The 10,070-nt window shown below is 59.9% G+C and carries 11 protein-coding genes and 1 tRNA gene; all 12 read right to left on the reverse strand.

From position 1 onward, the window contains the following. Nucleotides 1-101 precede the first annotated feature (101 nt). On the reverse strand, nucleotides 102-1,118 hold the full coding sequence (hemB, locus tag L972_RS01955; protein WP_005357271.1) for a porphobilinogen synthase: 1,017 nt from the start codon (nucleotides 1,116-1,118) through the stop codon (nucleotides 102-104). Between the two features lie 3 nt (nucleotides 1,119-1,121). Then, nucleotides 1,122-1,907, reverse strand: coding sequence for a TatD family hydrolase (locus L972_RS01960; RefSeq protein ID WP_047434879.1), 786 nt, complete (start codon nucleotides 1,905-1,907; stop codon nucleotides 1,122-1,124). A gap of 188 nt (nucleotides 1,908-2,095) precedes the next feature. Next, the gene (tatC, locus tag L972_RS01965; RefSeq protein WP_005342401.1) at nucleotides 2,096-2,851 is read right to left on the reverse strand and encodes a twin-arginine translocase subunit TatC; all 756 of its coding nucleotides are present in this window, start codon (nucleotides 2,849-2,851) and stop codon (nucleotides 2,096-2,098) included. Further along, the gene (tatB, locus tag L972_RS01970; RefSeq protein ID WP_005342398.1) at nucleotides 2,848-3,312 is read right to left on the reverse strand and encodes a Sec-independent protein translocase protein TatB; all 465 of its coding nucleotides are present in this window, start codon (nucleotides 3,310-3,312) and stop codon (nucleotides 2,848-2,850) included. Before tatB ends, tatC begins: the two co-directional genes overlap by 4 nt. 3 nt (nucleotides 3,313-3,315) lie before the next feature. Then, nucleotides 3,316-3,567: a Sec-independent protein translocase subunit TatA gene (tatA, locus tag L972_RS01975; protein ID WP_005339385.1), complete on the reverse strand. Its 252-nt coding sequence runs from the start codon at nucleotides 3,565-3,567 to the stop codon at nucleotides 3,316-3,318. Between the two features lie 42 nt (nucleotides 3,568-3,609). Beyond that, entirely contained in the window at nucleotides 3,610-5,250 is a 1,641-nt protein-coding gene (ubiB, locus tag L972_RS01980; RefSeq protein WP_005339383.1) for a ubiquinone biosynthesis regulatory protein kinase UbiB, read from the reverse strand. After that, a complete protein-coding gene (locus L972_RS01985) occupies nucleotides 5,250-5,858 on the reverse strand; it encodes a ubiquinone biosynthesis accessory factor UbiJ (RefSeq protein WP_005339380.1) in 609 nt (202 codons plus the stop codon). Before L972_RS01985 ends, ubiB begins: the two co-directional genes overlap by 1 nt. 8 nt (nucleotides 5,859-5,866) lie before the next feature. Beyond that, nucleotides 5,867-6,619 (reverse strand): bifunctional demethylmenaquinone methyltransferase/2-methoxy-6-polyprenyl-1,4-benzoquinol methylase UbiE, encoded by a 753-nt coding sequence (gene ubiE / locus L972_RS01990; protein ID WP_005342396.1) that lies wholly within the window; start codon nucleotides 6,617-6,619, stop codon nucleotides 5,867-5,869. A gap of 65 nt (nucleotides 6,620-6,684) precedes the next feature. Continuing rightward, nucleotides 6,685-7,062: a fluoride efflux transporter CrcB gene (gene crcB, locus L972_RS01995; protein ID WP_005339378.1), complete on the reverse strand. Its 378-nt coding sequence runs from the start codon at nucleotides 7,060-7,062 to the stop codon at nucleotides 6,685-6,687. Nucleotides 7,063-7,157: 95 nt separating this feature from the next. Continuing rightward, nucleotides 7,158-8,423: a cytosine deaminase gene (locus L972_RS02000; protein WP_047434882.1), complete on the reverse strand. Its 1,266-nt coding sequence runs from the start codon at nucleotides 8,421-8,423 to the stop codon at nucleotides 7,158-7,160. Beyond that, entirely contained in the window at nucleotides 8,417-9,661 is a 1,245-nt protein-coding gene (gene codB, locus L972_RS02005; RefSeq protein WP_047434885.1) for a cytosine permease, read from the reverse strand. The genes L972_RS02000 and codB overlap by 7 nt, the downstream gene beginning before the upstream one ends. A 251-nt stretch (nucleotides 9,662-9,912) precedes the next feature. Beyond that, nucleotides 9,913-9,988: transfer RNA gene (locus L972_RS02010), tRNA-Thr, on the reverse strand. Between the last annotated feature and the right edge of the window lie 82 nt (nucleotides 9,989-10,070).

The following is a 10,070-nucleotide window of genomic DNA, read 5'->3' on the forward strand; positions in this document are numbered from 1 at the left end:
GGAGCGATGCCTGGACCAAGCTGTAATCAGCTATCAGTAACGAAAGAGGGGAGCCATCGGCTCCCCTCTTTTCTATCCGTTACACGCTCGGTCACGTCAGCTTAACGGGCATCTTCCTTCAACCACTGCGCCACGCGCTTGGCGAAGTAGGTGAGAATGCCATCGGCACCGGCCCGCTTGAAGCAGAGCAGGGACTCCATGATGGTCTCCTTCTCTTTCAGCCAGCCGTTCTGGATCGCCGCCATGTGCATGGCGTACTCGCCGCTCACCTGATAGGCAAAGGTCGGCACGCCGAACTGATCCTTCACCTGACGAACCACGTCCAGATAAGGCATGCCTGGCTTGACCATCACGCTGTCGGCCCCTTCCTGAATATCCAGCGCCACTTCGTGCAGGGCTTCGTTACTGTTGGCCGGGTCCATCTGATAGGTAGCCTTGTTGCTCTTGCCGAGGTTGCCGGCAGAGCCAACCGCATCGCGGAACGGGCCGTAGTAGCAGGAAGCGTACTTGGCGGAGTAGGCCATGATCTGGGTGTTGATGAAGCCATTCTCTTCCAGCGCAGCGCGGATGGCGCCGATGCGGCCATCCATCATGTCGGACGGCGCGACTATATCGACCCCGGCCTCGGCGTGGGAGAGCGCCTGCTTGATCAGGATCTCGGTGGTGATGTCGTTCAGCACATAGCCTTCGTCATCGATAATGCCGTCCTGCCCGTGGGTGGTGAACGGATCGAGTGCCACGTCGGTGATCACCCCGAGCTCCGGGAAGCGAGCCTTGAGGGCGCGCACGGTGCGCTGGGCCAGCCCGTTCGGGTTGTAGGCCTCTTCCGCCATCAGGCTCTTGCTCTCCAGCGGAGTGACCGGGAACAGGGCAATGGCGGGTACGCCCAGCTCCACCAGTTCAGCAGCTTCCTCCAGCAGCAGATCGATGGAGAGACGCTCCACCCCCGGCATGGAGGGAACGGCTTCCCGACGGTTCTCCCCCTCCAGCACGAACACCGGATAGATGAGATCGTTGACGGTCAGTACGTTCTCGCGCACCAGACGACGGCTGAAATCATGTTTGCGCAGACGGCGCAGGCGGCGGCCCGGAAAGGCGCCCGGAAGAGTTGTAGCCATGAATCACTCCTGGAGAGGAAGTTGGAAGAACGCGGCGGAGGTGGCCCGGGTATGGGCCAGCAAGGCCTCGGGCGCTTCACCACGACAGGCCGCCACCACCTGGGCGATGTGCGGCAAAAAAGCAGGTTCGTTGCGTTTCGGGCGCGGTTTCAGATCCCGCGGCACCAGATAGGGGGCATCGGTCTCGATCATCAGCCGACCGGCCGGAATACGGGCCACCTGTTCGCGCAGCAGCTGACCACGGCGCTCATCGCAGAGCCAGCCGGTCACCCCGATATGCAGCCCCAGCGCCAGACACTCGTCCAGCTCCTCATCACAGCCTGTGAAGCAGTGCAGCACGGCCCCCGGTAGTTTCGGCAACCAGGGACGGAGGATCTCGATAAAACGGGCGTGGGCATCGCGGCAGTGGAGAAACACCGGCATCCGGAGCTCGGCAGCCAGTGCCAGCTGGGCGTCGAACACAGCGTCCTGCACCGGGCGGGGGGAGAAGTCGCGGTTGTAGTCGAGGCCGCACTCGCCAATAGCCACCACCTGCGGCAAGGCTGCCAGCTCGCGCAAGGCGGGCAGGGTCGCCTCATCGACACTCTTGGCGTCGTGGGGATGAACCCCGGCGGTGGAGAAGCAGTAGCCCGGCCAGCGGGCGGCCAACCCGGCGCTCTCGCGACTACCAGCCAGATCGGTACCGGTGAGGATCAGCGCTTCCACTCCGGCGGCGCGGGCACGGGCCACCAGCTCAGCCTGCTCGCCGGCGAACTGGCTGCTGGTCAGGTTTAAACCGATATCGATCATGGAATGAGACGTTCCGAACAAAAGGAATACATATCAGGTATTTGAAAACCATCTACCGAATGGGGTCTTACCATACGCCTCGAACGGGAGCATGAAAAGAGGAAGGGAGCCTAAGCTCCCCTCGTTCTGCCATTCCTGCGGACTTCGTCATCCTCTCGCCGTCCGGCAAACAGGTGACGAACAGAGCCTCAGCTCTCCACATCCGGTTGTTCCTGTTGCTCTTCATCCTCTTTCTTCACGTAGAAGCGGGCGAAGAACAGACCAATCTCCCACAGCGCCCACATCGGGATGGCGAGCAGGGTCTGGGAGAAGACATCAGGCGGCGTCAGCAGCATGCCGACCACAAACACCCCGACAACGACGTAGGGACGTTTCTCCTTCAGGTTTTGCGGTGTGGTCACGCCAGTCCAGCAGAGCAGTATGGTGGCCACCGGAATTTCGAACGCCACCCCGAACGCGAAGAACAGGGTCAGTACGAAGTCCAGATAGCTGGCGATATCGGTCGCCACCGTCACCCCGGCGGGTGCTGTGCTGGTGAAGAAACCGAACACCAGCGGGAACACCACGTAGTAGGCGAACGCCATCCCCGCATAGAACAGCAGGGCGCTGGAGACCACCAACGGCATGATCAGCCGCCGTTCATGCTGGTACAGACCGGGGGCGATAAAGGCCCAGGCCTGATAGAGCAGATAGGGGATCGCCACGAAGAAGGAGACCACCAGCGTCAGCTTGATCGGCGTCAGGAAGGGGGTCGCCACATCCGTCGCGATCATGCTGGTCCCTTCCGGCAACTGGCTGAGCAGCGGCTGGGCCACGAAGTCGTAGATGTTGTTGGAGAAGTAGATCAGCGCCAGAAACACCACGAGGATGGCGGTAATGGAGCGCAGCAAACGGGTTCTCAGCTCAACCAGATGGCTGATCAGGGGTTGTTCGGCCTGACTCATGGCTTCACCTCCCCTTTTACTGCGGAGTCGCTGACCGGCACCGGCTCACTCTCCCGCTGGCTGTTGACCGGCGGCACGTCGTGGCTCAGCTGCACTGCAGGCTCAACCGGCGTGGCAGGCTCAGCCTGGGCGACCGGCTCGGGGCGCGGCGGACGGATCTCGTTCTCCACCTGATAGGGGCGATTGACCGACTGGGCCGCCGCTTTGAGCTGTTCGATGGACTCCTGCAGCTCGGGGCTCAGGTTGCTCATCTGCAACTGTTCGGCCTTCTTGAGGTCGTTATGCAGCTCTTGCAACTTGAGCTCCTGCTCCAACTCGGACTTGACCGAGTTCGCGGTCGAACGAATGAGGCGGATCCAGTGGGTAGCCGTGCGGATGGCAACCGGCAGCCGCTCGGGCCCCAGTACCACCAGTGCTACCACACCGATAACGACCAGCTCCCAAAAACCGATATCGAACATGGCTTAGGCCTGGTCTTTGTCTTTCTGTTTGGCGGTCTCACTGCTCTGAGTGGCCGCTTCGTTCAGCTGTTTCGGGGGAAACTCGGCATCTTTCTGCTCGGCCTTGGCATCAGCCGGCTCGTCGGAGAGGGCTTTCTTGAACCCTTTGACCGCCGCGCCCAGATCACCGCCAATGCCGCGCAGTTTCTTGGTACCGAACAGCAGCACGACGATGACTGCAATGATCAACAATTGCCAAATACTGATACCACCCATGATTTTCTCTCCAGAACAGGCGCCTGACGGCGCGGTTGTTGATTAATGGGAACGGGTTCGCAACCAGCCGACCAGCCAGCAGAGGGCTGCACCGGCGAGACTGGCTTGTCCCCACTCAATGTGTTGTTTTTGGGTCAGCAAGAATACACCCGCCAATAGCAGGCTGGCTCCAACCCCTAAGAGGTAGCGGGCCTGCCCCTGCCGACGGCTGTGACGGCGGAACTCGGCAAACATCTGGTCGAAATGACGCTGCTGATGACGGGTCTGGCGCAGGGTCTCATAGACCAGCTCCGGCAGCTCCGGCAGCTTCTCCGCCCAGAATGGCGCCTTCTCCTTGATGGCGTTCAATACCGACTTTGGCCCCACCTGTTCGTGCATCCAGTTCTCGAGGAACGGCTTGGCGGTCTGCCACAAATCGAGCTGCGGGTAGAGCTGACGCCCCAACCCTTCCACATAGAGCAGGGTCTTTTGCAGCAGCACCAGCTGCGGCTGCACCGTCATATGGAAGCGACGCGCGGTGTTGAACAGGTTGAGCAGCACGTGACCGAACGAAATTTCGGAGAGCGGCTTCTCGAAGATGGGCTCCAGCACGGTGCGGATGGCAAACTCGAACTCGTCCACCTTGGTGTCTGCCGGTACCCAGCCCGACTCCACATGCAGCTCCGCCACCCGACGATAGTCACGGTTGAAGAAGGCGAGGAAGTTCTCCGCCAGATAGCGTTTGTCTTCCCGATTGAGGGTACCGACGATGCCGCAGTCGATGCCGATCCAGAGCGGGTTTTCCGGATGTTCGTAAGAGACGAAGATGTTGCCCGGGTGCATGTCGGCATGGAAGAAGCTGTCGCGGAACACCTGGGTGAAGAAGACCTCGACCCCGCGCTCGGCCAGCAGCTTCATATTGGTGCCGTTGGCTTCCAGCGCCGGTATATCGGAGACCGGAATACCGTAGATCCGCTCCATCACCAGCACTTGCTCGCGGCAGAGGTCGGTAATGATTTCAGGCACATAGAGCGCCTCGGAACCGGTGAAGTTGCGGCGTAGCTGGATTGCGTTGGCCGCTTCGCGCATCAGATTCAGCTCGTCGAGGATGGTCTTGCGATACTCCTCCACCACCTCGATGGGGCGCAGCCGCGCGCTCTGGGGCACGAAGCGGGCCACCAGACGGGCCAGCGCCTGCATCAACCGCAGGTCAGCCTCGATGACCGGCTCGATGTCGGGACGGATCACCTTGATGACGATCTCGCGGCCACTCTCCTTCAGGCGGGCGGTATGCACCTGCGCGATGGAGGCCGACGCCAGCGGCGTCTCGTCGAAGTCGTCAAACAGGGTTTCGATGGGACAACCCAAGCTCAGCTCGATCTGCTGGCGCGCCGCCTGACCACAGAAGGGGGGCACCCTGTCCTGCAGCAGGGCCAGTTCCTCGGCGATATCCGGCGGCAGCAGGTCTCGGCGGGTCGAGAGCATCTGGCCAAACTTGATGAAGATGGGGCCAAGAGCCTCGAAGGCAAGGCGAATGCGGGCACCGCGGCTGAGATCCGGTTGCTTGTTCTTGAGCCAGAACAGGGAGCGACGGGCCAGACGACCCGGCCAGGGTTGATAGCGGGCGGGCACCAGTTCGTCGATGCCCTGCTCCAGCAGGATGGTGATGATGCGATAGAGGCGTTTGAACTCCTTCGGGGTCATCAGGTCACCTGCTGTTCGAAGCGGGCCAGCCGCAGTTCGACGGCCTTGAGCTGTTGGGCCAGCACCTCGACGTCATCGTTGAAACTCGCCACTTCCAGCGGACCGGGGGCGAGGCGGGCCTCTTCGGTCAGATATTCCGCCAGCTGGCTGCGGGTGCGGCACAGTTCGCGGCCGACCAGACGACGCGCCTGACGGGCACCGCTGAACAGGGTGTGGGCCAGCACGTCGCCGGTATAGCGCGACAGCTCCTCTTCCCAGTCGATATCCAGCTCACCCAGCAGCACGCTGAATGCCTGTACCAGCTGGGGATCACCGCTCAGATCCAGCTTCTCCTCACGGATATAGCGGGTCAGGGCGGACGGGTCTTTCAGCAGACCGAGGGCGGTCAGCGACAGGCTGAGCACCGCATCGGCCTCCCCTTCATGCTGGGCCAGCACATCCAGCCGACGCTCGGAGAAGACGAACCAGAGCGGCTTGAGTTCACGCAGCTCCAGCTTGAGCACCTTGCCCACCAGTTTGCGCAGCCGCTCCGGGCTCTGTTTGTCCAGCGCCAGCAACTGGTTGAGGCTGGTTTCGATCACCGCGGTGACCATGGCATCCATCGGCATAGGCAACCTTAAAACTTGTAACCGCGGTGCAGGGCGACCACACCCTGAGTCAGATTGAAGTACTCCACCTGCTCGAAACCGACATTTTCCATCATGCCAGCCAGGGTCTGCTGATCCGGGTGCATGCGGATGGACTCTGCCAGATATTTGTAGCTTTCACTGTCGTTCGCGACGATTTCGCCCATTTTCGGCAGCAGTTTGAAGGAGTAGAGGTCATAGAGCTTGGCGATCACTTCGCTGACCGGCTTGGAGAACTCCAGCACCAGCAGACGGCCACCCGGCTTGAGCACCCGGAACATGGAGGCGAGCGCCTTGTCCTTGTCGGTGACGTTGCGCAGGCCGAAGCCGATGGTAATCACGTCGAAGTGGTTATCCGGGAAAGGGAGCGCCTCGGCATTGGCCTGCACGTAGGAGACGTTGTTGGCGACCCCCAGATTGCGCAGCTTGTCGCGGCCCACTTTCAGCATGGAGTCGTTGATATCCGCCAGCACCACCTGACCGGTCTCGCCGACGATGCGGGAGAACTTGGCGGTCAAGTCACCGGTACCACCGGCCAGATCCAGCACCTTCTGGCCCTTGCGCACACCGGAACAGTCGATGGTGAAGCGCTTCCACAGGCGGTGGATGCCGAACGACATCAGATCGTTCATCAGATCATACTTGGCTGCCACCGAATGGAAGACACCTGCTACCAGAGTTTCCTTCTCGGTCGCGGCCACGGTTTTAAAGCCAAAATGCGTTGTCGTTGCTTGTTCTGACATCCCTTAAACACCCATAGAGCAAAGAATGGCCGCCAGTTTACCAGAGCCACTGGCGTCCGGACACCTTAAACCCGGCTCGCAACCAACTGCATGCCCAGCACCACCATGGCCAGACAGAGGAAGAGATTGAGACCGATATTGAGCAGCGCTTTCAGATAGGCTCCATGTTGAGCCAGCACTACCGTATCGAGGGCAAAGGAAGAAAACGTGGTCAGGGCACCGAGGATCCCCACCATCAGCAGCGGCTTCATCGGGTGTTCTACCACATGGCCGTGACTGATGAGGGCGAACGCTACCCCCATGATGAAAGAGCCCACCACGTTGACCACCAGAGTCCCGTAAGGAAAGTGGCGCCCCAGCAGCAAGGCCATCAGTTCGGCAATTCCAAAACGAAGGCAGGCGCCGATGGCGCCCCCTGCAGCAACATAGAACCAGGTTTGCATGGTGTCACTCTCTCAGGGTCAGGCCGCCATTATGTCGCAATGGCGGCCCTGGTGCCCAGAGGCGGAACTAATCGATATCCAGCCTGATTGAAATCTCAGCGGCGAAAATCGATGGGCTCTGGCTGACCCAGCACGATTTCGGTCTGGGCCGGGCGGGTCTGGGCAATCACCTTGCCGTGGCGGATCGAGTAACGCACCGGCACCTGACGGCGCACCGCATCGAAGCCGTTCTCGGCAGGCAGGATCAACAGGTTGGCCGGTTTGCCCACCTCGATACCATAGCGATCCTGCACGTTCAGGGTGCGGGCACTGTGGCAGCTGATCAGCTTCAGACCGTCGTTGATCTGCTCGTAACCCATGATCTGGCAGACATGCAGCCCCATGTGCAGCACCTGCAACATGTTGGCAGTGCCCATGGGGTACCAGGGGTCGAACACGTCGTCGTGACCGAAACAGACGTTGATGTTCGCCTCCAGCATCTCCTTCACCCGGGTAATGCCGCGGCGTTTGGGATAGGTATCGAACCGCCCCTGCAGGTGAATGTTCACCAGCGGATTGGCCACGAAGTTGATGCCTGCCATCTTGAGCAACCGGAACAGGCGGGAAGCATAAGCGCCGTTGTAGGAGTGCATGGCGGTGGTGTGGCTGGCGGTGACTCTATGACCGATACCCCGCTCGTAGGCCAGGGTCGCCAGCGTCTCGATAAAGCGGGACTGCTCGTCATCGATCTCGTCGCAGTGCACATCGACCAGAACCTGATACTTCTCGGCAAGATCGAAGATGTAGTGCAGACTTTCGACACCATATTCCCGGGTAAACTCGAAGTGGGGAATAGCACCGATCACATCGGCCCCCAGCTTGAGCGCCTCCTCCAGCAGTGCCTTGCCGTTGGGGTAGGAGAGGATCCCCTCCTGCGGGAAGGCGACGATCTGCAGCTCCACCCACTCCTTCATCTCTTCCCGCACTTCCAGCATCGCCTTGAGCGCAACCAGATTGGGATCGGAGACATCGACGTGAGTACGGACGAACTGGATGCCGTTGGCGATCTGCCACTTCAGCGTCTGGATAGCGCGCTGTTTCACATCCTCATGGGTCAGCAGCGCCTTGCGTTCGGCCCAGCGCTCGATCCCCTCGAACAGGGTGCCGGAGAGGTTCCAGCTCGGCTCACCCGCCGTCTGGGTGGTATCGAGGTGAATGTGGGGTTCGATAAAGGGAGCGATCGCCAGACCGCCCTCCCCGTCCAGCACCCGACCGGCGACGGCATGTTCGTCATGGGGTTCGATGGCGGTGATGACCCCATCCTGACAGCGGATCTGCCACAACCCTTCCCGATCGGCCAAACGAATATGTTGAATCAGCATTTGTTAGCTTCCTGTACCAGAACCGGCCGCTGGGTGAGGCGAACCAGAATGAAATAGGTGAAGGCGGCGCCCAATACCGCGTTGAGTGGCACTATGCCCGGCAGCCACTTGCCGACAGCCACCCCGACTGCCGTGGCGACCAGCGCCTGCCAGCGCACCGTCTCGAACTGCTGATCGGCAAACTGACGGTAACGCTCACGATTGAGCAGGAAATCCATGATGATAATGCCACCGATCGGCGGAATTGCCGTACTCAAAAAGGCCAGCCAGCCGACAAAGTTGTTGTAAAGCCAGAGGGCGCAAGCCGTACCGATGAAGCCGTTGATCACGCTGAGCGGTTTGCTCTTGAGGCCGGTAATGTTGGCAAATCCGAGACCGGAGGCGTAGAGCGCGTTGTCGTTGGTGGTCCAGATATTGAGACCCAGCACCAGAATGGCGGGGATCAGTAAACCCTGCATCAACATCACTTCCGATATATCGGCCTGCCCCGTTACCGCCGCACCAGCTGCACCGAAGACGAACATTAGCGTGTTGCCCAAAAAAAACGCCACCATGGTAATCATGACGGCGCCCCAGGGTTTGCGACCAAAGCGAACAAAGTCGGCGGTCAGGGTTCCTGCACTGATAAAGGAACCGACCACCATGGTCAACGCCGTGGTGAACTCGATGGGATTGCTTGGTTGTACCTGCTGCAGTGCAGCCATGCCACCGGTCGAGGTCACCGCCAGCCAGACCGAGTAGCCGCCAAGCAGTGCAATGGCCGGTACGGCCACAAAGCTCAGCACCATCAGGGCGGAGATGCCGAAGTAGACGGTCACCGTCATCAACATGCCCGAAATGGCGATCAGCCAGTTCACATCTATGCCGGTCGCCTTCTGCACCGGTAGGGCAAACATCGCCACACCAACGCCAAACCAGCCGACCTGAGTACCGCCGAGCAGCAGGGATGGCAGCCAGGAACCTTTCACCCCAAAGGAGTAACGAGCCAGCAGATGGGTAGAGAGGCCGGTTGAGGCACCGATATAACCGAGACAAGCGGTGTAGATACCCAGCAACAAGTTGCCGATAAGTACCGCCTTGATGAAGTCATCGAATACCAGCCCGGTACCAAGCGCACCACCGGTCCACATGCTGGCAGAGAAGAAGGTCAGGCCGAGCATCACCAGCATCAGCGACAGCACACCTTTGCGCCCTTTGGCGGGTACCGCCCCCAAACAGTATTCGTTATCCTGCGCCATGCTCTCTCTCCACGTAATAGGCAAAACGCGCCGGATTTTACATGTAAAACGTTTTACGTCAATCAATCATGGTTAAATCTCTGGATAAAACCATCAATAGCAGTCAAATGAGTAACACATTAGGACTCAAACCAGCAGATAAACAGTGTCGGCTGCAAGCAGAAGGGGTTGCGGGAATAGGGAATGTAAGGGGATATCAAAAAATGACGGATGCAAAAAAGCCTCCCTTTTCAGGGAGGCTTTCTATTTAATGGTGCTGATACCCAGAATCGAACTGGGGACCTCATCCTTACCAAGGATGCGCTCTACCGACTGAGCCATATCAGCACACTAACCGGTAAAGACCACGCTGGGCGTAATCTTGAAATTGGGTGCCTGGCAGTGTCCTACTCTCGCATGGCGAATGCCA

It is taken from the genome of Aeromonas sp. ZOR0001 (assembly GCF_000801015.1).
In the GTDB taxonomy this organism is placed as follows: Bacteria; Pseudomonadota; Gammaproteobacteria; order Enterobacterales; family Aeromonadaceae; genus Aeromonas; species Aeromonas veronii.

Excerpts from the sequence above, each read along its gene's own strand:
- crcB (WP_005339378.1), bottom strand. The coding sequence starts at position 7,062 with ATGCAAACCTGGTTCTATGTTGCTGCAGGGGGCGCCATCGGCGCCTGC.
- ubiE (WP_005342396.1), bottom strand. The coding sequence starts at position 6,619 with ATGTCAGAACAAGCAACGACAACGCATTTTGGCTTTAAAACCGTGGCC.
- hemB (WP_005357271.1), bottom strand. The coding sequence starts at position 1,118 with ATGGCTACAACTCTTCCGGGCGCCTTTCCGGGCCGCCGCCTGCGCCGT.
- codB (WP_047434885.1), bottom strand. The coding sequence starts at position 9,661 with ATGGCGCAGGATAACGAATACTGTTTGGGGGCGGTACCCGCCAAAGGG.
- tatB (WP_005342398.1), bottom strand. The coding sequence starts at position 3,312 with ATGTTCGATATCGGTTTTTGGGAGCTGGTCGTTATCGGTGTGGTAGCA.
- L972_RS02000 (WP_047434882.1), bottom strand. The coding sequence starts at position 8,423 with ATGCTGATTCAACATATTCGTTTGGCCGATCGGGAAGGGTTGTGGCAG.
- tatC (WP_005342401.1), bottom strand. The coding sequence starts at position 2,851 with ATGAGTCAGGCCGAACAACCCCTGATCAGCCATCTGGTTGAGCTGAGA.
- tatA (WP_005339385.1), bottom strand. The coding sequence starts at position 3,567 with ATGGGTGGTATCAGTATTTGGCAATTGTTGATCATTGCAGTCATCGTC.
- L972_RS01960 (WP_047434879.1), bottom strand. The coding sequence starts at position 1,907 with ATGATCGATATCGGTTTAAACCTGACCAGCAGCCAGTTCGCCGGCGAG.
- ubiB (WP_005339383.1), bottom strand. The coding sequence starts at position 5,250 with ATGACCCCGAAGGAGTTCAAACGCCTCTATCGCATCATCACCATCCTG.
- L972_RS01985 (WP_005339380.1), bottom strand. The coding sequence starts at position 5,858 with ATGCCGATGGATGCCATGGTCACCGCGGTGATCGAAACCAGCCTCAAC.